The sequence below is a fragment of the Pigmentiphaga aceris genome, from assembly GCF_008119665.1.
GTDB lineage: Bacteria > Pseudomonadota > Gammaproteobacteria > Burkholderiales > Burkholderiaceae_B > Pigmentiphaga > Pigmentiphaga aceris.
Genome location: NZ_CP043046.1, coordinates 1,990,925 through 2,014,388, shown reverse-complemented (window position 1 = coordinate 2,014,388; position 23,464 = coordinate 1,990,925). Strand labels below are relative to the sequence as shown.

At 62.5% G+C, this 23,464-nt stretch carries 18 protein-coding genes and 1 pseudogene; 1 reads left to right on the top strand and 18 read right to left on the bottom strand.

All coding sequences use genetic code 11. From position 1 onward, the window contains the following. Positions 1-20: 20 nt before the first annotated feature. From FXN63_RS08450 to FXN63_RS08410, 9 genes and pseudogenes are all read right to left on the bottom strand, one after another. Positions 21-1,166, bottom strand: a complete 1,146-nt coding sequence (locus tag FXN63_RS08450; RefSeq protein ID WP_148814259.1) for an enoyl-CoA hydratase/isomerase family protein — start codon at positions 1,164-1,166, stop codon at positions 21-23. An 84-nt stretch (positions 1,167-1,250) separates the two neighbouring features. After that, entirely contained in the window at positions 1,251-2,405 is a 1,155-nt protein-coding gene (locus FXN63_RS08445) for an acyl-CoA dehydrogenase family protein (protein WP_148814258.1), read from the bottom strand. Between the two features lie 9 nt (positions 2,406-2,414). Next, positions 2,415-3,950, bottom strand: coding sequence for a CoA-acylating methylmalonate-semialdehyde dehydrogenase (locus FXN63_RS08440; protein ID WP_148814257.1), 1,536 nt, complete (start codon positions 3,948-3,950; stop codon positions 2,415-2,417). Positions 3,951-4,235: 285 nt separating this feature from the next. After that, entirely contained in the window at positions 4,236-5,894 is a 1,659-nt protein-coding gene (locus tag FXN63_RS08435) for an OFA family MFS transporter (protein ID WP_148814256.1), read from the bottom strand. A gap of 144 nt (positions 5,895-6,038) precedes the next feature. Next, the gene (locus tag FXN63_RS08430) at positions 6,039-6,284 is read right to left on the bottom strand and encodes a formate dehydrogenase subunit delta (protein WP_148814255.1); all 246 of its coding nucleotides are present in this window, start codon (positions 6,282-6,284) and stop codon (positions 6,039-6,041) included. A 145-nt stretch (positions 6,285-6,429) separates the two neighbouring features. Further along, the gene (gene fdhD / locus FXN63_RS08425) at positions 6,430-7,266 is read right to left on the bottom strand and encodes a formate dehydrogenase accessory sulfurtransferase FdhD (RefSeq protein ID WP_148819077.1); all 837 of its coding nucleotides are present in this window, start codon (positions 7,264-7,266) and stop codon (positions 6,430-6,432) included. Positions 7,267-7,301: 35 nt separating this feature from the next. After that, a complete protein-coding gene (gene fdhF / locus FXN63_RS08420) occupies positions 7,302-10,175 on the bottom strand; it encodes a formate dehydrogenase subunit alpha (RefSeq protein WP_148814254.1) in 2,874 nt (957 codons plus the stop codon). A gap of 126 nt (positions 10,176-10,301) precedes the next feature. Further along, entirely contained in the window at positions 10,302-12,011 is a 1,710-nt protein-coding gene (locus FXN63_RS08415) for a formate dehydrogenase beta subunit (protein ID WP_148814253.1), read from the bottom strand. Positions 12,012-12,154: 143 nt separating this feature from the next. Then, positions 12,155-12,694 (bottom strand): annotated as a pseudogene (locus FXN63_RS08410) (formate dehydrogenase subunit gamma); the annotation flags it as partial. Positions 12,695-12,816: 122 nt separating this feature from the next. On the opposite strand from FXN63_RS08410, the gene FXN63_RS08405 reads away from it, so the two are divergent. Then, positions 12,817-13,905, top strand: a complete 1,089-nt coding sequence (locus FXN63_RS08405) for a substrate-binding domain-containing protein (protein WP_148814252.1) — start codon at positions 12,817-12,819, stop codon at positions 13,903-13,905. A gap of 62 nt (positions 13,906-13,967) precedes the next feature. Here the strand turns inward: FXN63_RS08405 and FXN63_RS08400 are convergent, their stop codons facing one another. The 9 genes from FXN63_RS08400 to folC form a co-directional block, all read right to left on the bottom strand. After that, on the bottom strand, positions 13,968-14,453 hold the full coding sequence (locus tag FXN63_RS08400) for a disulfide bond formation protein B (RefSeq protein WP_148814251.1): 486 nt from the start codon (positions 14,451-14,453) through the stop codon (positions 13,968-13,970). Positions 14,454-14,490: 37 nt separating this feature from the next. Then, a complete protein-coding gene (locus FXN63_RS08395; protein ID WP_148814250.1) occupies positions 14,491-15,180 on the bottom strand; it encodes a MarC family protein in 690 nt (229 codons plus the stop codon). 314 nt (positions 15,181-15,494) lie between these two features. Further along, positions 15,495-16,343, bottom strand: a complete 849-nt coding sequence (cobA, locus tag FXN63_RS08390) for a uroporphyrinogen-III C-methyltransferase (protein WP_148814249.1) — start codon at positions 16,341-16,343, stop codon at positions 15,495-15,497. 1 nt (position 16,344) lies between these two features. Then, the gene (locus tag FXN63_RS08385) at positions 16,345-16,905 is read right to left on the bottom strand and encodes a DUF934 domain-containing protein (RefSeq protein ID WP_148814248.1); all 561 of its coding nucleotides are present in this window, start codon (positions 16,903-16,905) and stop codon (positions 16,345-16,347) included. Beyond that, positions 16,898-18,622 carry a nitrite/sulfite reductase gene (locus FXN63_RS08380; RefSeq protein ID WP_148814247.1) on the bottom strand — a complete coding sequence of 575 codons (1,725 nt, stop codon included), beginning with the start codon at positions 18,620-18,622 and terminating at the stop codon, positions 16,898-16,900. Before FXN63_RS08380 ends, FXN63_RS08385 begins: the two co-directional genes overlap by 8 nt. Before the next feature lie 325 nt (positions 18,623-18,947). Next, a complete protein-coding gene (purF, locus tag FXN63_RS08375; RefSeq protein WP_148814246.1) occupies positions 18,948-20,465 on the bottom strand; it encodes an amidophosphoribosyltransferase in 1,518 nt (505 codons plus the stop codon). Between the two features lie 109 nt (positions 20,466-20,574). Next, on the bottom strand, positions 20,575-21,063 hold the full coding sequence (locus tag FXN63_RS08370; RefSeq protein WP_148814245.1) for a CvpA family protein: 489 nt from the start codon (positions 21,061-21,063) through the stop codon (positions 20,575-20,577). Continuing rightward, positions 21,060-21,935, bottom strand: a complete 876-nt coding sequence (locus tag FXN63_RS26690; RefSeq protein WP_187395150.1) for an SPOR domain-containing protein — start codon at positions 21,933-21,935, stop codon at positions 21,060-21,062. The genes FXN63_RS08370 and FXN63_RS26690 overlap by 4 nt, the downstream gene beginning before the upstream one ends. A gap of 166 nt (positions 21,936-22,101) precedes the next feature. Continuing rightward, on the bottom strand, positions 22,102-23,442 hold the full coding sequence (gene folC, locus FXN63_RS08360) for a bifunctional tetrahydrofolate synthase/dihydrofolate synthase (RefSeq protein ID WP_148814244.1): 1,341 nt from the start codon (positions 23,440-23,442) through the stop codon (positions 22,102-22,104). Positions 23,443-23,464: the final 22 nt, after the last annotated feature.

The following is a 23,464-nucleotide window of genomic DNA, read 5'->3' as shown; positions in this document are numbered from 1 at the left end:
AGCACACCAGCCTTTTTGCTTCAGCGACCCAGCGCTGCCAGCGGATGGGTGTCCGCTGTCCAGGGGGACTCGAAAATGACCTCATCGGCCCAGGCGCGCGTGGCCTCATGAACGCTTGCGTGTGTCCACTTGGGCTGACGGTCCTTGTCGACGATCAATGCACGAATGCCTTCGCCGAAATCGCCGCGTGCCGCGCATTGCAGGGCCACACCGTGTTCCAGGCGGAAGACATCGGCCAGCGACAGCAGACGCGCACGGCGCAGCAGGTCGTAGGCAATGCGTGCCGACCCCGGCGCACCGGCAGCCAGCGTCTGCTGAGCGCGTTGCAGCCACGGGTCTTCGGTTTGCAGGCCAAGAATCGCGTCAACGATCTCGGGCAGGCTGCCACGACCGCACAGGTCGTTGATCAGGTCGAAGTTTTCGCGCAGCGGGCCAGCAGGGAGCGGCTCGTGGGCGTTGGCGCGCAGCACGTCGGTCAACAGTTTGTCGTCGTGTTCGCGCTCGCCTGTCCAGTCCAGGTCTTGCAGCGCGGCATACACCTTCTGCTTGTCGGCCTGCGCCACCACGTGGTCGGCAAAGCCTACGAACACGGCGTCGGCCGCTTTCAGTTGTGCGCCGGTCAGGCCCAGGAAAAGACCGCTCTTGCCCGGCGTGCGGTTCAGCAACCAGCTTGCGCCCACATCGGGGAACAGGCCGATGGTGACTTCGGGCATGGCCAGACGCGATACCTCGGTCACCACGCGGTGGCTGGCACCGGCCATCAGGCCCATGCCGCCGCCCATCACAATGCCGTGGCCCCAGCACAGATAGGGCTTCGGATAGGTGTGAAGCTCGTAGTCCAGACGGTATTCGAGTTCGAAGAATTCTTCGGCAAAGGCGTTGCCGCGCGGTTCACGTGCTGCCTCGCCGCCCTTGGCGCGTTGTTCCAAAATGGCGCGATACAGCAGTTGCAGATCGCCGCCTGCGCAGAAGGCTTTTTCACCGGCACCTTGCAAGACCACCAGTGCAATCTCGGGATCTTTGGCCCAAGCACCAAGGCGCTCATCCAGCAGCTTGGCCATGTCCAGGCTAAGCGAATTGAGGGTCTTCTCGGCATTCAGCGTAGCGACGCCGATGCGCTTGCCGTGCCTGGTGGCGAGTTCTTCGAAAAGGACGACCTGACTCATGTGTGGTTCCGTAAAACAAACAGAAAACGTTCAGAAAAAGATGTTCAGCAGTGCCGGTTTTATCCGGCGGTCCTACCTGACTATTCAACGAATATCCGACTTACCCGACAGCAACTGGCGCGCAATGATCACGCGCATGATTTCGTTGGTGCCTTCCAGAATCTGGTGCACCCGGGTATCGCGCACCAGGCGCTCAAGCGGATACTCGCGGATGTAGCCGTAGCCACCGTGGATTTGCAGCGCTTCGTTGCAGACCTTGAAGCCCACATCGGTGGCAAAGCGTTTGGCCATCGCGCAGTAGGTAGTGGCGTCGGGGGACTTGGCGTCCAGCTTCACCGCAGCCAGTCGCACCATCTGGCGCGCGGCAACCAGTTCAGTCGCCATGTCGGCCAGCTTGAATTGCAGCGCCTGGAATTCCGACAGCGGTTTGTTGAACTGCTTGCGCTCGCCCATGTAGCGCTGCGCGGCGTCCAGCGCGCCTTGCGCTGCACCGACCGAGCAGGTGGCGATGTTGATGCGCCCGCCATCCAGACCGCGCATGGCGATCTTGAAGCCCTCACCTTCCGCGCCCAGCAGATGATCGGCCGGAATGGTGGCCCGATCGAAACTGATGGCACGTGTGGGCTGGCTGTTCCAGCCCATCTTGTCTTCCTTGCGGCCGTAGGTGATGCCAGGGGTATCGGCAGGCACGGCAAACGCAGACACGCCGCCCGCGCCTGGGCCACCGGTACGTGCCATCACCACCAGAATGTCGGTGTCGCCGCCGCCCGAGATGAACATCTTCGAGCCGGTAAGCACATAGCTGTCACCTTCGCGCGTGGCGCTGGTTTTCAGCGATGCGGCATCCGACCCGGAACCCGGTTCGGTCAGGCAGTACGAGGCCAGTTTCTGGCCGCTGGACAAGACTTCGCCCCAGCGTGCCTTGACCGGCTCGGTACCCCAGGTGCCGATCATCCACGTGGCCATGTTGTGGATGGTGATGAAGGCGGTGGTAGACGGATCGACCGCCGCCAGCTCTTCAAACACTACGGTGGCGTCCAGCCGGGACAAGCCCAGGCCACCGATGGACTCCGGTGCATAGAGGCCGCAGAAACCAAGCTCGCCCGCCTTGGCAATGGCTTCCTTCGGGAAGATGCATTCGGCGTCCCACTCGGCCGCATGCGGCGCGAGTTCACCCGCTGCAAATTCACGTGCGGTGTCGCGGAAGGCCTGCTGTTCCTCGTTGAGGTCGAAGTCCATGCGGTCCTCTTACTTGAGCGTAATCGTGGTGTTGACGCCGGTGCTGACGGTGCTGTCGTCGAACCAGCGCTCGGTGATCGTCTTGGTCTGCGTGTAGAACATCACCACTTGCTTGCCGTAGGGGCCCAGGTCACCCAGCTTCGACGCACGCGAGCCGGTGAACGAGAACATGGGCACCGGCACCGGGATTGGCACGTTGATGCCGACCTGGCCCACGTCGATGTCTTCCTGGAAGCGACGTGCGGCCGCACCCGATTGCGTGAACAGCGCTGTGCCATTGCCATTGGGATTGGCGTTGATCATCTCGATGGCTTCATCGAGCGTGGCTGCCGACATCAGCGCCAAGACCGGGCCGAAGACCTCGTGGTCGTAGACCGCCATGCCCGGCTTCACGCCCGAGAACACGGTGGGGCCCACGAAGTTGCCTTTCTCGTAACCCGCGACAGCCGGGTTGCGGCCGTCGAGTTCCAGCTTGGCACCGTCGCTTGCGCCCTGGGCGATCAGGCTGTCGACACGCTCACGCGCTGCGCAGGAAATCAGCGGACCGACATCGGTACCGGCTTCCACGCCTGCGCTGATTTTCAGCGTTTTGGCCTTGGCGACCAGCTCGGGAATCCAGTTCTGCGCCTCGCCCACCATGATGACCACCGACAAGGCCATGCAACGCTGGCCGGCCGCGCCGAATGCAGCACCCGCCAGATTGTTCAGCGTCTGTTCCTTGTTGGCGTCGGGCAGCACGATGGCGTGGTTCTTCGCGCCCATCATGCACTGTGCGCGCTTGCCTGCCAGGGTGGCACGGTTGTAGACGTGCGTGCCAACGCGGGTGGAACCGACGAAGGACACGGCCTTGATGTCGGGGTGATCGCAGATGGCGTTCACCACGGTTTCGCCACCGTGCACCACGTTCAGCACACCCGGCGGAATGCCGGCTTCCAGCGCCAGTTCAACCAGGCGCATGGTGACCATCGGATCTTGTTCCGACGGCTTGAGCAGGAAGGTGTTGCCGGTGGCGATTGCCATCGGGAACATCCACAGCGGAATCATGGCCGGGAAGTTGAACGGGGTGATGCCGGCGCACACGCCCAGCGGCTGCAGCACGGTGTAGGTGTCGACACCGCCGGCCACGTTGTTGGCCAGCTCGCCCAGTTGCAGGTTGCCGATGCCGGCTGCGTGTTCCACCACTTCCAGGCCACGGAAGATGTCGCCTTCCGCGTCGGCCAGGGTTTTGCCCTGTTCGGCCGTCAGGATCGCAGCGAGTTCTTTCATGTTCTCGCGGATCAACTGCTGGTACTTCAGGAAAATGCGGGCGCGCGTGCCGATGGCGGTCTTGCGCCAGGTCTTGAAGGCTTCCTTGCCGGCGGCAACGGCTGCGTCGACTTCGGCAACGGTTGCGAACGGTACGCGGGCCAGGACTTCCTGCGTGGCAGGATTGATGACCTCGCGCCATTCCGTGGTGGTGGATTCGACGAACTTGCCGCCGATCAGCAGCTTGACGGTAGGAGCGGCAGCGCGAATTGCTGCCTGGCCTTGCGTGAGGTTGGTCATGCGTATCTCCGATTGGTGTTCTTGGATGCGGAGATTGGTCGACAACCATCCGCCACTCGTTATTCGGCCAATCTAGCATGGCACTGACGTTTACGTAAACGGCACACCAAGGGGTGACACCTGTCTCCAAGGGCAAGCCCTAGGGTCAATGCAAATTGCCAGGCATCTTGCCGCGCCAGACGCAGCAAAATTACCCGGCAATCGTGACTGACCGCTTACTTGTCCAAAAAAGACCTGGTCAAAAATTTGGTCAGGCCGAGCTTCCCCGGCCTGACTTCCCCACTGTCAGCGGAACAGCACCGCCGCCTTCTGCAAGGTGATCAGCACGCCAATCACCAGCGGAATGCCCGCCGCCGCCCATGCAAAGCCAACCAGTGCAGGACTGGTCGTCCCGCTGGCAACGATGCCACCGGCTGCATTGCGCACTTCCAGCGCGCTGCTGCGTTCATGCGCCAGCGCCTTTTCACGTGCCAGCTCTTCGTCGGTCATGAACCATTTGGGGGCCAAAGGCCGCACTGCCATATTGCACAGGAAGCCCAGCACCAGCATGCCGGCCAGGATGTACATGGTGATGTCATAGACCTGGGCACGTGGCACGCCCATCGACAGCTGGTATTCGCGGATGTAGTTCACCACCACCGGCCCCAGAATGCCGGCAGTTGCCCACGCGGTCAGCAGGCGGCCATGAATGGCCCCGACCATCTGGGTGCCGAACAGGTCAGCCAGATAGGCCGGCACCGTCGCAAAACCACCGCCGTACATCGACAGGATGATGCAGAAGGCACCGACGAACAGCGCCAGTGCGCCCGTGTTCGAGCTCCAGGGGATCGAGGCATACAGCACGAAGCCCAGCACAAAGAACACGAAGTAGGTCATCTTGCGACCCAGCTTGTCGGACAGGCTGGCCCAGAAGAATCGCCCGCCAATGTTGAACAGACTGAGCAGGCCCGTGAAGCCCGCCGCAATCGCCCCCACCTGCACCAGTTGCGCGCTGCTGAGTTCCGTGAAGCCAACGCCGGGTTGGCCGATCAGGCGACCGCCGAACACTTCCTGCAACAGCGGAGACGCCATGCCCAGAATGCCGATGCCGGCCGACACGTTCAGGCACAGTACCCACCACACCAGCCAGAACTGCGGAATGCCCCAGACCTTGCTGACATGCACATGGCCTTTGGTGATCATGGTGTTGGCGGTGCTGGATGCAGGCGGCGTCCAGCCTGCGGGCTTCCAGCCGGTGGGCGGCACGCGATAACCCAGCGCACCGGCCATCATGAACACGAAGTAGATGACCGCCATGGCCAGGAAGGTCTGCCAGACGCCGACCGACGTGGGCGTGGCGAAATAGCGCATCAGCATGTCAGCCAGCGGCGCACCGATCATCGCGCCGCCACCGAAGCCCATGATGGCCATGCCGGTTGCCATGCCGCGACGATCCGGGAACCACTTGATCAAGGTGCTGACTGGCGAGATATAGCCCAGGCCAAGACCAATGCCGCCGATCACCCCCGAGCCCAGCCACAGCATCCATAGCTGATGCAGATAGACCCCAAGCGATGAGATCACCAGGCCACCACACCAGCAGACGGCCGATACCACCCCTGCCTTGCGTGGGCCGGCGCGTTCCAGCCAGCCGCCCCACAAGGCGGCCGACGATCCCAGCAACACAAAGAACAGCGTGTACATCCACCCCATGGTGGAAATGCGCCAGTCGCAACTGGTGATGAACAGCTCGGCAAAGATGCTGGTGTCAGCCGGACAAGCAAGCGCCTTGTTGATGCCGACAGCCTTGGACAGCGGCAGCCAGAACACCGAGAAGCCATAGGCCATGCCGATGCACAGATGAATGGCGAGTGCAGCGGGCGGCACCAACCATCGGTTGAAACCCGGACCGGCAATCGTCCGTTCCTTATCTAGAAAACCTTGGCCAGTGGCAAGTGCGCTCATGAGAACTCCGGGGAACGAGCGAGGAAGGGGGTAAAGCAAGCAGACATAGGCAGACGCAGGACACAAAAAAAGCAAACAGGGCACCCTCGCCCGTCATGGCGCGATAGATCATCCCGACAAAAGATCAATACCAGCGAGAAGCGCTCAGGCGGGTGTCAGACGCTCGCGATAAGCCGCGATGGCATGCAACACGATGGGTTTGAGCTCGATGTCACCGTCGTACCCGGCAGGGTGCGCATCTATCCATTCCAGCAACGCATTGCGCATGCGTGGCTCCCAGAATTTATGGATGTGATTGGCGACACCTTCGAGGGCTTCTTCGCGGTCCGGCATTACATCAAAAAAATCACCGATGCGATTGGCCATGCGGATCAGATTGCTGTGGTCCATGGCGTGGTCTCCTTGCCCCGTCCGCGCGGATGGAGGCTATTTTTTCTTGGCCACCTGCTTGAGCAGGTGTGCTCATTCCAGTCTTTCCGCAAGCCCTTGCCTATCGGTTATTGCCCGAAGCCCAAGCGTGCAAACACACACCACGTCAAGGTTTCAGACGATCGGTATGGCTGTAGACCACGCATTGCTCACCACGCATGAAACCAATCAACACCAGGCCAGCATCCTGTGCCAGCCGCACCGCCAAGGCCGTCGGGGCAGACACCGCCACCAGCACGCCAATTCCAGCCGATGCGGTTTTCTGCACCATCTCGTAGCTGGCACGGCTGGACACGATGGCGGCACCGCCTTCGGTATCGATCCGTGCGCGCGCCAGTGCACCGATCAGTTTGTCCAGCGCGTTATGGCGACCGACATCTTCACGCACCAGGCTTACGTCGCCACTGGCCGCCATGAAGCCCGCCGCGTGCGTCGCGCCGGTGGTGTCATGCAAGGACTGGCGGCCACGCATGACCGTCAGCGCGTGCGACAGCTGCGCCAGCGACACGTCCCCGCCCGATGGCACCCGGCCAACCGGGCGAATTACCTTATCGAGGCTTTCCACCCCACACAGACCACAACCCGTGCGCCCAGCCATGGCGCGGCGTCGCGCTTTCATGGCAACTTCGCGCTCGGTGGCAATTTCCACCTGCACCACGATGCCGTCGCAGCCCGGCAAGATATCCACGCCCCGAATCTCGCGCGGGTGTGCGACCACTCCTTCGCTCAGGCTGAAGCCGATGGCGAAGTCTTCCAGATCGGCAGGCGTGGCCAGCATGGTGGCGTAGCTGATGCCGTTGAACTCCAGCGCAATGGCAATTTCTTCTGCCAGGGCGTCGGTCTGTACCGATCGCTGGCCGTGGCTGATACGCACGATATCGACCTGCCGCGACACGGGCGGTGTCGCGGTATCGGTCGTATCAATCGTATCGGTCGCATCCATGCCGACCATGCCCTGAGCTTGCGCCACATCTACCTTCATTTACCCCCCACACCCATCACCGCGGATTCCCGCTCACGCAGCAAACGTTCCTGGACTTCGTTGAAACGTGTCCACTTGCGCTGCCAGGCAGACGGCTGCGCAACCGGCGTGACCTGCACCGCCGTCACCTTGTATTCAGGGCAGTTGGTGGCCCAGTCGGAATTGTCGGTGGTGATCACGTTGGCCCCCGACTCGGGGAAGTGGAAGGTGGTGTACACCACGCCCGGCTGCACCCGTTCGGTAACGGTGGCGCGCAATACCGTTTCCCCGGCCCGGCTGGCAATGCCCACCCAGTCGCCCTCGCGCACCCCACGCTCTTCGGCGTCGTGCGGATGGATTTCCAGCACGTCTTCGTCATGCCACATGACATTGGGCGTGCGCCGGGTCTGCGCACCCACGTTGTACTGCGACAGGATGCGGCCGGTGGTAAGCAGCAGCGGGAATTTGCGGGTGACTTTCTCATCGGTAGCAATGTACTGCGTCGGCATGAACTTGCCCTTGCCACGCACGAACCGGTCGATGTGCATGATCGGCGTGCCCGACGGCGCAGCCTCGTTGCACGGCCACTGAATGCTGCCCAGTGCGTCGAGCTTTTCGTAGCTGACCCCCGAGAAGGTTGGCGTGAGCGCTGCGATCTCGGCCATGATCTCGCGCGGGTGGGTGTAGTTCATCGGGTAACCCAGCGCATTGGACAGCGCCACTGTGACTTCCCAGTCGGCCTTGCCGGTGCGCGGTGCCATCACCTTGCGCACGGGCGAGATGCGGCGTTCGGCATTGGTGAAGGTGCCGTCTTTTTCCAGGAACGATGAACCCGGCAGGAACACGTGAGCGTACTTGGCGGTCTCGTTCAGGAACAGGTCCTGCACGACGATGCACTCCATTGCCGACAAGGCGGCGGCCACGTGCTGGGTGTTGGGGTCGGACTGCACAATGTCTTCGCCCTGGCAGTACAAGCCCTTGAAGCTGCCGCCCAGCGCGGCTTCGAACATATTGGGAATGCGCAGACCGGGTTCGGGTTGAATGGTGACACCCCAGGCGGCCTCGAACTGCGCGCGTACCGTGGCGTCGGACACGTGGCGATAGCCGGGCAACTCGTGCGGGAACGAACCCATGTCGCAAGAGCCCTGCACATTGTTCTGGCCGCGCAGCGGGTTCACGCCCACGCCCTCGCGGCCGACATTGCCGGTGGCCATCGCCAGATTGGCAATGCCCATCACCGAGGTCGATCCCTGGCTGTGCTCGGTCACGCCCAAGCCGTAATAAATGGCCGCATTGCCACCCGTGGCATACAGGCGCGCCGCACCGCGCACCAGGTCGGCCGCCACACCCGTGACGTCTGCCATGGCTTCGGGCGAATTTTCTTCCCGCGACACAAACGCCCGCCATTCATTGAAGGACTTGGTGTCGCAACGCTCGGCTACATAGGCCTCGTCGACCAGTCCTTCGGTCACGATCACATGCGCAAGCGAGGTCAGGATTGCAGCATTGGTGCCGGGCCGCACTTGCAGGTGGTACGAGGCTTTCACATGCGGGCTGCTGACCAGTTCGATCTGGCGCGGATCGATCACGATCAGCTTGGCACCCTGCCGCAGCCGGCGCTTCAGACGCGATGCGAACACCGGGTGACCGGCGCTGGGGTTGGCCCCCATCACCACCACCACGTCTGCCTGCATGACAGAATCGAAGGTCTGCGTGCCGGCCGATTCACCCAGCGTCTGCTTCAGGCCATAGCCGGTCGGCGAATGGCAGACCCGTGCACAGGTATCGACGTTGTTGGTACCAAAGGCAGCGCGAATCAGCTTCTGCACCAGGTAGGTTTCTTCGTTGGTGCAGCGTGAAGAAGTGATGCCACCGATGGAATCGCGACCGTACTGCCCTTGCAGGCGTCGGAATTCGGATGCCGCATGGTTGATCGCTTCGTCCCAGGTGACTTCCTGCCAGGGGTCGGTGATTTTGCTGCGGATCATCGGCTTCATGATGCGGTCTGCGTGGGTGGCGTACCCCCAGGCAAAGCGCCCCTTCACACAGGAATGCCCGCGATTGGCCTGGCCGTCTTTGTAAGGCACCATGCGCACGACTTCGCTGCCTTTCATCTCGGCCTTGAACGCGCAGCCCACGCCGCAATACGCACAGGTGGTGACCACGCTGTGTTCCGGCTGACCCAGGTGAATGACGCTTTTTTCCTGCAAGGTGGCGGTCGGGCAGGCCTGCACACAGGCACCACAGGACACGCATTCGCTGTCCATGAAAGATTGATCCTGGCCTGGCGACACACGCGCCTCGAAACCACGGCCAGAGATCGTCAGTGCAAAGGTGCCCTGCGTTTCCTCACAGGCGCGCACGCAGCGGTTGCAGACGATGCACTTCGACGGGTCGTAGCTGAAGTACGGGTTGGATTCATCCTTGACCGCGTTCAGGTGGTTGTCGCCGTCGTAGCCGTAGCGCACTTCACGCAGGCCCACGACGCCAGCCATGTCTTGCAGTTCGCAGTCGCCATTGGCTCCGCAGGTCAGGCAGTCGAGTGGATGGTCGGAGATGTACAGCTCCATCACGCCCTTGCGCAGTTCCTGCAGCTTGGGGCTTTGTGTGCGCACCACCATGCCATTTTCCGCCGGCGTGGTGCATGAGGCCGGGTAACCGCGCCGGCCATCGATCTCGACCAGACACAGACGACAGGAACCGAAGGGCTCCAGGCTGTCGGTGGCACACAGCTTGGGAATGTTCAGGTCGGCTTCCGAGGCAGCCCGCATGATCGAGGTGCCGGCCGGCACACGCAATTCCTGGCCGTCGATGGTCAGCGTCACCTCGGTTGCGGTCGTGCGCGCCGGGGTACCGAAGTCTTTTTCCGAGAAGGTGTGATGCGAAATCATGGTCTGCTCCGACAAGGGTCAGGCGGATGAAATACGGGGTGCGTGCGGTGAAGTGCAGTGCGGCTTAGAACCGGGCTTGGGGCTATGCTTGCAATCCGGTCACGCAGCAATGTTCGAACAAAAGATTCAGGCAGCCTGGGCTTGCTGCACGTCACCAAAGTCTTCGGGGAAGTGATTGAGCGCAGACAGCACGGGATATGGCGTCATCGACCCCATTGCGCACAAGGACCCATTGACCATGGTGTCGCAGAGGCTGCGCAGCAACTGGATCTGCTGCGGCCTTTGCTGCCCCGCCACGATCTTGTCGACCACTTCGACCCCTCGTGTGGAACCGATGCGGCACGGCGTGCATTTGCCACAGGACTCCACCGCGCAGAACGCCATGGCGTAACGCGCCATCTTGGCCATGTCGACACTGTCGTCAAAGGCCACCAAACCGCCGTGACCAAGCACACCACCCAGGGCAGCCATCGCTTCGTAGTCCATGGGCACCTGCCACTGGGCCTCTGGCAGATAAGCCCCCAAGGGGCCGCCAACCTGCACGGCGCGCAAGGGCCGGCCAGAAGCACTGCCCCCGCCGAATTCGTACAGCAGATCGTGCAGCGTGACGCCGAATGCGCATTCCACCAGCCCGCCCTGCTTCAGGTTGCCGGCCAGCTGGAAGGGCAAAGTGCCGCGTGACCGGCCCATGCCGGCATCGCGGTAAAACGCCGCGCCCCGGTCCAGCACGATGGGCACACTGGCAAAGGTGATGACGTTGTTGATGACAGTCGGATGGCCGAACAGCCCGGTGATCGCAGGCAGCGGCGGTTTGGCGCGCACCACCCCACGCTTGCCTTCGATGCTTTCCAACAGCGCGGTTTCTTCCCCACAGATGTACGACCCTGCCCCCTTGCGCACTTCAAGGTCGAAACTGCGGCCGCTGCCCAGGATGTCGGTGCCCAGATACCCCGCCTTGCGTGCCAGCACGATTGCGGCTTCCAACGTGGCGATGGCCTCGGGGTATTCCGAACGCACATACAGGTAGCCGTAGTCTGCACCCACGGCCAGACCGGCGATGGTCATGCCTTCGATCAATACGTAGGGATCGCCTTCCATCAACATCCGGTCGGCAAAGGTGCCTGAGTCACCCTCGTCGGCATTGCAAACAATGTATTTCGTGTCGGACACCGCTTGCAGCACGGTCTTCCATTTGATGCCGGTGGGGAATGCCGCACCGCCGCGACCACGCAGGCCGGATTCCGTCACCGCCGCGACAATTGCGTCACCGGACAGCGCCAGCGCATTGCGCAGGCCACGAAAGCCATCCAGAGATGTGTAGTCGTCGAGTGACAGCGGATCGGTGATGCCGACACGCGCAAAGGTGAAGCGTTGCTGGCGAGCCAGATAAGGGATCGCTTCCGTCGGCCCGTGTGCCAGGGCGTGCGTAGCCCCTTGCAGGAACCCTGCGTCGAACAGGCTGGCCACGTCTTCCGCGTACACCGGGCCGTAGGCGTGGCGCACCCCACCACAGTCCACTTCCACCAGCGTTTCCAGCCACAGCAAGCCACGCGAACCGTTACGGATCAGGTCGATCGACAGACCTCGGGCGGCAGCTTCATCACGGATCGCTTGAGCGACGGCATCTGCGCCGACGGCGAGCGCAGCGGTGTCGCGCGGGACGAAGATGCGGATGGCGGGTGTTGTGGCTGAGGCGTTTGCCGTTGGGTTGGGCGCAACGCTAACCGACGCGGAAGCCGAAACGGCGGTCGAAGCCACAGACGATGTCGCTGCACTCAGCTCGGCTGACGTCTTGTCGGTGCCATCGGGCGTCGGAAGTACCTGGGAAGTCGTCATACCGCCTCCTGGCCACGATGGGGCGCTTGCAGAAGATGGCGTCCATCGACTGACACATTGCGCGGTGCAGCGGCACTACTGGCTTGGGCTTGGGCTACGGCTGCGTTTGCATCTACCTTGGCAGCTTCGGCCAGCAAGGGATCGAGCAAGCGGTCCATCCGCGCCGGCGTCATGCGCGCATGGGCAACGCCATCGATGGCAACCGCAGGCGATTGTGCACACAGGCCCAGGCAATACACGGCCTCCAACCCCACTGCCCCGCTTGCATCTGCACCGTGGAAATCGCATCCCAGCCGCTGTTGAACATGGGCGGCCAGCGCATCGCCGCCCAGGGCCTGACAGGACTCGGCCCGGCAGACTTCAAGGGTGTGGCGAGCAGGGGCAACGGTGCGGAAATGGGGGTAGTAGGTGATGACTCCGTGGACTTCCGCACGCGACAGGTTCAGTGCCTGCGCGATGTCACCAACACTGCCAGGCGCAATGAAGCCGAGCTTGTCCTGAATGGCGTGCAACAAGGGAAGCAAGGCACCGGCTTGGCCTGCATGCGCGGCGATCAATGCCGCGGTCGTACAGGAGTCGGCGCTGCCTGGCAGCGCTGCCGCGAGCTTGTCGGCCGGCTTGATGGCAAGCGTGGCCGCGCGGGTGAACGCGGGCACGGGTTCAGGCATGGCATCACTGCGCATGGCATGTCTCCTGGGGGCTGTATCTATTTTATTTATGCAGATCCTTGCCTATATTGGCCTTGGTCCACATCGCCACTGAACACACCGTAGCACCTGAATTTATTCGCTTCAATAGGCAATAAATGACATATAAATTTGCGCTGGATATCCGCCCGGCCTGGCATCTGCGCCATCCGGTCGAGGGCGAAATTCCGTTGCAGGAGGTGCTGGATGTGCTGGCCGCCATCGAGTCCACCGGCCACATTGCAGGGGCCTGTCGCGAGGTCGGCGTGTCGTACCGGCATGCCTGGGGATTGCTGCGCCGTTTCGAATCCGCTTTCGACGTTGAGCTGTTGCAGACCCGACGCCGCCTGGGCACCACGCTGACACCTTTTGCGCAAAAGCTCTTGTGGGCCAACCGGCGCATACAAGCAAGGCTGTCACCGACGCTGGAAAGCCTGGCCTCGGAACTTCAGGAAGAACTGCAGAAGTTGCTGCCCGGCAGCACGCAGCACTTGCGCCTGCATGCCAGCCACGGTTTTGCGGTGGCTGCGCTGATGCAGCAACTGGAAGCGCGCTCGCTGGCGGTAGAACTGAGGTATCGCAGCAGCACGGAAGCCATGGCGGCCCTGGCCGGCCACGAGTGTGAACTGGCGGGGTTTCATGTCCCGCAGGGCGAGTTCGAAACGCCGATGCTCAAGGCCTACGCACGCTGGCTGGACCCGCAACACCATGTGCTGATCCACCTGGCTTATCGGAATTCGGGCTTGTTCATCGCCAACGGAAACCCCAAGGGCATTCAAGGGCTGGCCGACCTGGCGCGACCCGACCTGCGCTTTGTGAACCGGCAAGCCGGTTCCGGCACACGAATGCTGCTGGAATTGATGTTGAAGCGCACCGGCATTGCCTTGTCCAACATTCCGGGCTTCGATACCACTGCCGAGTTCACGCATGCGGCGGTAGCAGCGCATATTGCAAGCGACATGGCGGATGTGGGGATGGGGGTGGAAACCGCAGGCAGGCGTTTTGGCCTGGATTTCATTCCCCAGGTGCGAGAACGCTACTTCTTTGCCGCCGAGCGCAGCGCCATTGGTACGCCGGCGATGCAGTCCTTCATCGCCACGCTGCGCTCAGACGTCTATCGTGATTTTGTGCAGGGGCTGGCAGGCTACGACGCTACCGACACCGGCACGATACAGACGGTGGATGAGGCGTTCTTCCCGTCTGCATGAATGACCGGCGATGCGTGTTCGATCACCGGTCATTGATGCTTGTCGTTCAGACTTTCTGCCGTTCAATCGTTGCGCGACAGCAGTGCCACCAATGCGAACAGGCTCAGCAGCGAGAACAGCGCCAGGCTCCACAGCTCGTAGCGATAGCCCAGCAGATCGACGGCCGAATCGGCGCAGGTTGCCTGGATTGCAAACACGTCAGGCAAGATGCCGTCGAGCTTGGAAGCGCTGACAAAACGGTCGGCGAAGGTTTGTGCGCAGGTCAGCATCTTGGAGGCGACATTGTGCTGGTAGAACGCCGCCACCACGCCGCTACCTGCCAGCAGCAACGCGATGAAGCTGATCACACGTGTCAGCACCGGCACACGGCGCAGCAAGACGCCCAGCAGACAGACCACGGCCAGTGCAACGAAGGCCATGCGCTGCAGCACGCACCAGGCGCAGGGTTGCATTTCGAAGACATGTTGCGAGATCAATGCAATGCCCACGGCCGCCAGACTCAGGACAGCAATGTAGACATGCAGGCGATCTGCCCGGGTAAACGACATAAAGCGCTCCGATGGAGGGATGAAAAAACGCGCTGCCTTACGCAGCGCGTTGGAGAATACTCAAAATCAGTTCGCTGGCGCCATCCCACACGATCTGCACGCCCAGGCACAACAAGATAAATGCAGACATGCGCAGCATCACGATGGTTCCCGTTTCGCCCAGCGGACGCAAGACCTGCACCGCAAAACGAAAACACAGAAACGCGATCAGCGACAAGAAGGCAACACCGAACATCGCGCCGATCAGGCGAGAGGCCGACAACGCCATGGACGTGTCATGCAGACTGACGCCCACCGTGATCGCGGCTGCAATCGAACCGGGACCACAACTGATGGGGAAGGTAAGCGGATAAAACGCTTTGCGTCGCCCGACCTCGGGGGTGAACGCCTCGACCAGTTTGACCGAGGTGGTGTTGCTGCTGTCGTCGGTCGTCAACAGACGCCAGGCCGCGCTGACCACCAGCAGCCCGCCCCCGACACGCACAATGGGCAGCGAAATGCCAAAGAAGTCCAGCACCAGCGAGCCGACCAACATGGCCGCCATCAGCATGATGAAGATATTGCGCGCCACGCGCGCCGCCAGCGTTGCACGCATGGCGTCGGTCGCCCCTTCCGTCATCGACAGGAACATCGGCGAGGTACCCGGCGGATTCAGAATCGGCAGGATCGTCGCAAGCGAGAACAGCAGGCTCTTGGCGAAGGCCAGCAGGTAGACGTCGAAAGCCATGTGGGCGACGGGCGCAGGGGGACAAATCGGAAAGACTGGAGCTTACTAGACCTGCGTGTGGAATGCCTTGCGCATACCGGACATTGATGCAGGATGCGGACAGTCAGGCACGAGATCGCCGCCTGGGAATGCGGCTTCAGGGGTGTTGCAACGGCATGTCACCAGGGGCAAGCAATGATGGGATCAGCGCGATGAGCAGTACGTAGATCCTTGCCGGTATCTGTGCATCGCGGGCCGGCAGGCGGAATCTAGGATTCCCGCCCTGCCTTGCGCTGCGCTGCCAATGCACATATCAAGGCCGCTACCAATACCAATCAGCCCACCGCCATCCTGGCTACCGTTGCCTCATCCGCATCGATGGCCAGGTCCACCAAGCCGGCATAGACCTCACCCACCAGGATCAGACAGGGACCATCCCCCAGCGCTGCAGCTGCTTGCGGCAGCGCACCTACGGAGGTCGGCACCATGCGCTGACCCGGCAGGCTGGCGCTTTCGACCAGCACCACCGGCCGGCTGGCCGGCACGCCTGCTGCCATCAAGCCGTCGGAAATATCCTTGGCTTGCCTGCCCGCCATGTATAGCACCGCCGTGTCGGCAGCAACCGCTGCACCGGCCCAGCTGTGTGGCGTTTCACCCTGCCCCACCGCTGGCGTCAGGAACGCCACGCTGCGACTCACACCACGCAAGCTCAGAGACTGACCGATGGCAGCACTGGCAGCAAAGGCCGCACTGACACCGGGGACGATTTCAACCGGCACGCCGGCGGCCATCAGCGCGCTGATCTCTTCCTGGGCGCGCCCGAACAGCATGGGATCGCCGCCCTTCAGACGCACTACACAGGAATGGTGCTGCGCAGCGTCCACCAATTGTTTATTGATGAAGTGCTGCGCTGTGGACAGCCGCCCACAGCGCTTGCCCACCGGCACCAGACGTGCCTGCGGTGCCAGCGCCAAGACCTCGGGCTGGACCAGTGCGTCGTGCAGCACGATGTCGGCACGCTCCAGCAGCCGTGCAGCGCGCACGGTCAGCAGGTCAGCCGCGCCCGGCCCCGCACCGACCAGATAGACCGTGCCGGGGCTGCCGGCTGTCTTGGTCGATGAGGTTGCCGAAAGCAGCCGAGAGCCGACTTTCCGTGTCAGGCGAGCCTCTGATGGCGCTGCCATCTCAGGCCACCGCAGCCGGCTTCGGATAGGTCCGCTGGTAGTGCACGCTGAAGGCCTGGAAGGCCGCCAACGCCAACTGCGGATCGTGACCGGGCTTGATCGAGAAGCTGTCGAAGCCGCAGCGCGCCAGGTAATGGATCACGTCGACGATCACATCACCCACCGCACGCAATTCGCCTTCCCAACCCAGACGCGTGCGCAGCAATTGGGCAATGGAAAAGCCTCGGCCATCGGTGTACAGCGGGAAGTCGATGGCGATCAGCGCAAGGCCCTTCGGATCGATCTTCGCTTCGCCTTCCAGCAATTCGGCCGGATCATCATCGGGGGCCAGCAGCACGCCAACCGGGTGCACCCGTGCGCGCAATTCCTTGGCCGAGCCCAGCCACAAGTCCAGCGGCACCAGCCAATGGCCGTCATCAGGCGGCAAGGAGGTGGACTCGTTGGACACGCAGCGACGCCAGATGTCGGTCTCAAGCTGGCCTTGACGGATCAGGGCACGGGGTTCTTGAACGGGGGCATGTTCGCCAGTATTGCCAGTGGTACCGGGCGTGAGATCAGACATGAGCGGCCTCCTTGCGGGCTTGATCGCGATCGCCATAGACGTCGAGCTTGAAGGGTTCGAGACCCAGGCGCTCGACTACGTCGATGAAGCGCTCGGCGTCGCTGTCGCGACGTGCGAGGTAGGTACCGATCAGTTTTTCGACGACGTCAGGCACTTGTGCACGCGAGAACGACGGGCCGATCACACGGCCAACTGCGGCACCGCCGCCCTTGGTGGATTCGATGTCCGGCAAGGGCTTGGCAGCGCCGCTCTGACGGCCACCAATGGTCACTTGATACCACTCTTCGCCAGCCTTATCGACACCCAGGATGCCGATGTGACCCACGTGGTGGTGACCGCAGGAGTTGATGCAACCCGAGATGTTCAGGTCCAGTTCGCCGATTTCGTGCAGATAGTCCAGGTCGTCGAAACGCGCCTGGATGGCTTCCGCGACGGGGATCGACACGGCGTTGGCGAGTGCGCAGAAATCGCCGCCGGGACAGGCGATGATGTTCGTCAGCAAACCAGCATTGGCGGTTGCCAGGCCCAGGCCGCGCAGCGCTTGCCACAGCGGATACAGCTTGCTGGCAGGCACGTCCGAGAAGATCAGGTTCTGTTCGTGCGACACGCGCAACTCACCAAAGCTGTATTCGTCAGCCAGGTCAGCCACGGCGTCCATCTGGTCGGCGGTGATGTCGCCCGGGGGCACACCAGTGGCCTTCAGCGAAATGGTGATCGCGGCGTAGCCCGGCACCTTGTGCGCATGGCGGTTGGTACGCAACCAGTAGGCAAAGGCCTTGTCGTTGGCAGCATGTTCAGCCGAGTCATCGCGGCCGGGGTCGGCAGCGTATTCGGTTGTCGTGAAGCGCTTGCCGATTTCGGCAACCTGTTCCGGCGTGATGGTGTCCAGACCGCCCTTGATCAAGGCCCATTCGGCTTCCACCTGGTCGCGGAACACGTCGGGCGTCAGTTCCTTCACCAGGATCTTGATACGCGCCTTGTACTTGTTGTCGCGGCGGCCGTGCAGGTTATAGACCCGCAACACGGCTTGCAGATAGGTCAGCAGATGCTGCCAGGGTACGAAGTCGCCAATCAGTTGGCCGACGATGGGCGTACGGCCCATGCCGCCGCCTACCCAGACGCGGAAGCCCAGTTCACCATCGCGCTCGACTGCCTGCAGACCCACGTCGTGCACACCGACCGCTGCGCGATCGCTGATGGCACCGCTGACCGCGATCTTGAACTTGCGCGGCAGGAAGGCGAATTCCGGGTGCAGGGTGGACCACTGGCGGATCAGCTCACACCAGACCAGCGGATCGACCAGCTCATCGGGAGCGATGCCGGCAAAGTGATCGGTGGTGGTGTTGCGGATACAGTTGCCGCTGGTCTGAATGGCGTGCATCTGGACCGTGGCCAGCTCGGCCAGAATGGCCGGCACATCTTCAAGCAGCGGCCAGTTGAACTGGATGTTCTGGCGGGTGCTGAAGTGACCATAGCCGCGATCCCACTTGCGCGCGATGTGCGCCAGGGTACGCAGCTGACGCGAGGCCAGCAGGCCATAGGGAATCGCCACCCGCAGCATCGGGGCGTGACGCTGGATGTAGAGACCGTTCTGCAGACGCAGAACGCGGAATTCGTCTTCGGTCAGTTGACCGACCAGGAAACGGCGCGTTTGGTCGGAAAACTGCGCGACACGTTGTTCGACCAACTGCTGGTCGATGGGGTCATACCGGTACATGAATGAGCCTCGTGCAAGAACCAGCGCGCGTGGGGGGCTGCGCGCCAAGCTTTAACCAACCAGCATACAAATTTACCCCGGGCGTCGGAACGACCGATTTGGCATTTGGTTATATGCGCGAATGGCATAAGCAAACGCGGTTCTTGAAAACACGCGCCTGAATATGCCTTGTCTATACGTACATACGGCGCGCAAGATGCGCGCCGTATTGCTGGCAACCCGGCCAGATTGGCCGGTCAGACCGTCGGTCGGGATGACGAATATTCATGCATCTCGGACCTTGGTCTGCAGCGGGCCTGCCAGGCAGACCCCTGCCATTGCTGGGTCAGACGTCGTTGGCAGCGTAGCCCAGGTTGACCTGAAGGCCGCCCTGACGCTCGGTACCTTCTTCGCCGCGACGGCGCTCAGTACGGTCCAGATATTCCGGCGTGATGTCGCCGGTGATGTAGTGACCGTCGAAGCAAGAAGCGTCGAACTGGGTGATTGCCGGGTTCACGTCACGCACCGCCTGCTTCATGGCTTCGATGTCCTGGTACACCAGGGCATCGGCACCGATCTGGCGAGCGATTTCTTCATCGCTGCGACCGTAGGCGATCAGCTCGCTGCGGGTCGGCATGTCGATGCCGTAGACGTTCGGGAAACGCACCGGAGGCGCGGCCGAGGCGAAGTACACCTTGTTGGCTCCGGCTTCGCGCGCCATGTCGACGATTTCACGGCTGGTGGTGCCACGGACGATGGAATCGTCCACAATCAGCACGTTCTTGCCCTTGAATTCGACGCCCATGGCGTTCAGCTTCTGGCGAACCGACTTCTTGCGCACGGCCTGGCCGGGCATGATGAAGGTACGACCGACGTAACGGTTCTTGATGAAGCCTTCGCGATAATCGATGTTCAGACGCGAGGCCAGCTGCATGGCGGCCGGACGCGAAGAATCGGGAATCGGCATGACCACGTCGATGTCGCCGGGGGCGAAACGCTCTGCCACCTTGGCGGCCAGGTATTCACCCATACGCAGACGGGCATCGTAGACCGACACGCCATCCATCAGCGAGTCCGGACGTGCCATGTAGACGTATTCGAAAATGCACGGCGACAGGATCGGGTTGTCGGCGCACTGTGCAGCGGCCAGATCACCGTCGAGCGAGATGAAGACTGCTTCACCCGGCAGCACATCGCGCGACAGCTTGAAGCCCAGGCCTTCCAGCGCCACGGATTCCGAGGTGACCATCCATTCCGTGCCGGACTCGGTCTCGGCACTGCCCAGACAGAGGGGACGAATACCGAACGGATCACGGAAGGCCAGAATGCCGTAACCGGCGATCTGGGCAACCACAGCGTAACCGCCCTTCACGCGGCGATGCAGCGCCGACACGGCACGGAAGATTGCCGCTTCGTCCAGCGAACCACCGTTAGATGCCAGTTGCAGCTCGTGCGCCAGCACGTTCAACAGCACTTCCGAATCGGAACTGGTGTTGATGTGGCGGCGATCGATGCGGAACAGTTCGTCGCGCAGCGATTCCGAGTTGGTCAGGTTGCCGTTGTGGGCCAGGGTCAGGCCGAACGGGGCGTTGACATAGAAGGGCTGAGCCTCTTCCAGACTGGCGCTGGAACCCGCCGTCGGATAACGCACGTGGCCGATGCCGGCATTGCCGGGCAACGAGCGCATGTTGCGCGTCCGGAAGACGTCGCGTACCAGGCCACCGGCCTTGTACATGTTGAAATTGTTGCCGTTCGCCGTTGCAATGCCAGCCGCATCCTGTCCGCGGTGCTGCAAGAGCAGCAGGCTGTCATAGAGCAACTGGTTGACCGGTGCATGGGACACGACACCGACGATTCCGCACATGTGAACCTCTTTACATACAAGTTAGCCGCGTACCCAAGGCAGATACGCCGCATGCCCGATCGCGATTGCGGTTGCGATCACGATCGGTCAAACCAGCCTGACCGACAGGTCAGACCTTGATCCAATCCCCTACCGGAGCAGGCAACCAGGGCTTCAATTGCTGGATGCCTGCTTCCACCGCGGGCGCAAGCAATGCATCGCGCCACCACGGTTCCTGCGGCAAGGGGGTATATGAGGCCGCCGTCACGATAGCCAAGATGAGCAACGCACCGCGCGCCACGCCGAACAGGCCACCCAGCCCACGATCGGCAGGCGTCAGACCCGTGGCGCGGATCAGGGCGGACAAGGCCATGTTGACCATGCCGACCCCCAGCAGTACGCCGACAAACACCCCGACGTAAGCAACGATCAGACGGAGGCCCGAATTCTCGATGTAGGTGGTCAAGCCGCCATACACCGTCGGGCCGTACCACGCCGCCGCGAGAAACGCGGCGACATAGGCGATCAATGACAGCACTTCCTTGATCAAGCCGCGCAACAAACCCACTACGACCGACGCGCCCAGAATACCGAGGACGCCGAAATCGAAGGCTGTCACAGGGACACGATGGAACTATCGAGTCCGGCCGCCGACTTGATCCGGTCGCGGGCGCTGTCGGCAGCTTCACGCGTCGAGTAAGGACCGACTCGCACCCTGTAGACGTCGCCCTGGCCAGAACGCACGCGTTCGGTAAATGCCTTCATGCCGGCACCCGACAAGCGATCGCGGACTTCCTGCGCACGCGCTTCGGTGGAATACGCGCCGACTTGAATCACAAAAGCACCTTTGGCAGGCTCTTGACGCGATGCCGAGGCAACCACGGCCGGACGGCCTTCCAGCAAGGCACGCGCACGCGCAGCGTCAGCCGCTTCGGTCGCCGGACGGGTTGGTGCAGGCGCGGGGGTTTCCACGCGCGGCGGCTGCGGAACCGGCGCTGGTTCCGGGCGAGCCGGTTCCGGACGCACGGGTTCGGGGCGCACAGGTTCCGGACGGGGCTCGGGCGTACGCACCGGAGCCGGCGTCTGATGCTGCTGCGGAGCCGGCGTGGGCGTAGGCGTCGGGGTGGGAGTATGCGCAGGCGCTGGCGTAACCGACGGCGCGTTCACCGTCGGCACGGCCGTGCTCGGCTGCGATTGCGGCTGAGGCGGCACGGCAGGCTGAGTAGTTTCGGGCGGCACCACGGCGACCTGGGCCGGCGGCGGCGTCTTGCCCGGAATGCTGATCGGGATGTCGTTGGGCAGCGGCGCGCGCTTGGTATCGAGCAGCATCGGCAGCACGATGACGGCGGCCAGCACCAGCGCGATCGCGCCGACCAGACGACGGCGCGCGCGGCGACGGAGTTCCTGAGCGGGATCGAGCCGATCTTCGCTGGTAGTGCGGCGGCTGCGGCGTTCAGGAGCAGCCGGTTTATTGCTTGAGAGCAAACCCATGAGAAATCCGGCAAATAGGCAAATGCCTGAGCGGGAACCTGCCGTGCGTGGAAAGCTGAACTTGTACGCCGTACCAACAAAGCCGTTCGCGTGATGACGTCTGTTCGCGTGTGAACTTACCCGGAAAATCCGCCCTGCGGATCACCTGCGTTCAATCACCCGCGTATCAACCGTTTCGCGTCGTCGCAGCGCTGCGCAGATACGACACTACACCAGCCACGGTCAGGAAAGACCCGAAGACCACAATTCTATCACCGTCGCCTGCCCGAGCGCGGGCGGCAGCATAGGCCTCTGCTGGGGAAGCCCAGGTCGTGATCGAACTGTCGGCACTCTCGGAAACGCCAGCCGCCCTCAGTTGCCCGGCCAATGCCTCGCCATCCAGGCCGCGCGGGCCTTCCAGGCTGGCGCAATACCAGTGGTCGGCGTGCTTCAGCACCTTGGCAATCACGCCCGAAATGTCTTTATCCGACAACATGCCCAACACCACATGGGTATACGGATAGAAGCCCATGTTGCCCAGGTTGTCGGCCAGCACGGCTGCCGCGTGTGGGTTGTGGGCAACATCCAGGATCACCGTGGGCTGTCCGGGCAAAATCTGGAAGCGTGCGGGCAGTTGAACTTGCAGCAAGCCCAGGCGAACCGCCTGCTGTGGAACGACCAGCTGATCGCGCAGCGCTTCCAATGCAGCCATGGCGGCAGAGGCGTTCAGCAACTGATTGGCACCGCGCAGCGACGGATATCCCAGCGAATTGCGTCGCTGATTGCGCCCGCCGTAGCTCCACTGCTGCTTGTCGCCGCCATAGTTGAAATCGCGGCCGAACAACCACAGGTCAGCGCCAATGGCTTCGGCATGCGCCACCAGCGACGCCGGCGGCATCGGGTCGGCGCAGATTGCCGGACGGCCGCTGCGGTAGATGTGCGCTTTTTCCATGCCGATGAGTTCGCGGGTGTCGCCCAGGAATTCGGTATGGTCGATATCCACGCTGGTGACGATGGAACAGTCGGCATCGATGATGTTGACCGCATCCAGCCGACCACCCAGGCCGATTTCCAGTACCACCACATCCAGCTTGCGGGTGGCAAACAGACGCAGAATGGCAAGCGTGGTCAGTTCGAAGTAGGTCAGCGACACTTCGCCGCGTGCGGCGTCGACAGCCGCAAACTGTTCGGTCAGTTCTGCGTCAGTAGCGAGTTCGCCGTTGATGCGGGCGCGCTCGTTGAAATCCACCAGGTGCGGCGAGGTGTACAGGCCGACCTTGTAGCCAGACGCCAGCAAAATGGCCTCAAGCATGGAACAGGTCGAGCCCTTCCCGTTCGTGCCGCCGACCACGATCTTCACGGCCTCGATGTTCAATTCCATCCGCGCAGCCACCTCGCGCACACGGTCCAGGCCCATGTCGATGGGACGGGCGTGAATCGACTCCAGGTAGGCAAGCCAGGTGGCCAGCGGGCTGGTAGCGGTCGGGCGGGAATCGGGGGCAGGCACGGCGGGGGTCAGCGAGGTCATGAAACGTGATCGACCGGGGAAT

What these genes read in the sequence shown, in the direction of transcription:
- FXN63_RS26690 (WP_187395150.1), bottom strand. Translation starts at nt 21,935, where the DNA reads ATGGGTTTGCTCTCAAGCAATAAACCGGCTGCTCCTGAACGCCGCAGC.
- FXN63_RS08440 (WP_148814257.1), bottom strand. Translation starts at nt 3,950, where the DNA reads ATGACCAACCTCACGCAAGGCCAGGCAGCAATTCGCGCTGCCGCTCCT.
- FXN63_RS08445 (WP_148814258.1), bottom strand. Translation starts at nt 2,405, where the DNA reads ATGGACTTCGACCTCAACGAGGAACAGCAGGCCTTCCGCGACACCGCA.
- FXN63_RS08400 (WP_148814251.1), bottom strand. Translation starts at nt 14,453, where the DNA reads ATGTCGTTTACCCGGGCAGATCGCCTGCATGTCTACATTGCTGTCCTG.
- fdhF (WP_148814254.1), bottom strand. Translation starts at nt 10,175, where the DNA reads ATGATTTCGCATCACACCTTCTCGGAAAAAGACTTCGGTACCCCGGCG.
- FXN63_RS08405 (WP_148814252.1), top strand. Translation starts at nt 12,817, where the DNA reads ATGACATATAAATTTGCGCTGGATATCCGCCCGGCCTGGCATCTGCGC.
- cobA (WP_148814249.1), bottom strand. Translation starts at nt 16,343, where the DNA reads ATGGCAGCGCCATCAGAGGCTCGCCTGACACGGAAAGTCGGCTCTCGG.
- fdhD (WP_148819077.1), bottom strand. Translation starts at nt 7,266, where the DNA reads ATGGATGCGACCGATACGATTGATACGACCGATACCGCGACACCGCCC.
- FXN63_RS08435 (WP_148814256.1), bottom strand. Translation starts at nt 5,894, where the DNA reads ATGAGCGCACTTGCCACTGGCCAAGGTTTTCTAGATAAGGAACGGACG.
- FXN63_RS08415 (WP_148814253.1), bottom strand. Translation starts at nt 12,011, where the DNA reads ATGACGACTTCCCAGGTACTTCCGACGCCCGATGGCACCGACAAGACG.
- FXN63_RS08385 (WP_148814248.1), bottom strand. Translation starts at nt 16,905, where the DNA reads ATGTCTGATCTCACGCCCGGTACCACTGGCAATACTGGCGAACATGCC.
- FXN63_RS08395 (WP_148814250.1), bottom strand. Translation starts at nt 15,180, where the DNA reads ATGGCTTTCGACGTCTACCTGCTGGCCTTCGCCAAGAGCCTGCTGTTC.
- purF (WP_148814246.1), bottom strand. Translation starts at nt 20,465, where the DNA reads ATGTGCGGAATCGTCGGTGTCGTGTCCCATGCACCGGTCAACCAGTTG.
- FXN63_RS08430 (WP_148814255.1), bottom strand. Translation starts at nt 6,284, where the DNA reads ATGGACCACAGCAATCTGATCCGCATGGCCAATCGCATCGGTGATTTT.
- FXN63_RS08450 (WP_148814259.1), bottom strand. Translation starts at nt 1,166, where the DNA reads ATGAGTCAGGTCGTCCTTTTCGAAGAACTCGCCACCAGGCACGGCAAG.
- FXN63_RS08380 (WP_148814247.1), bottom strand. Translation starts at nt 18,622, where the DNA reads ATGTACCGGTATGACCCCATCGACCAGCAGTTGGTCGAACAACGTGTC.
- folC (WP_148814244.1), bottom strand. Translation starts at nt 23,442, where the DNA reads ATGACCTCGCTGACCCCCGCCGTGCCTGCCCCCGATTCCCGCCCGACC.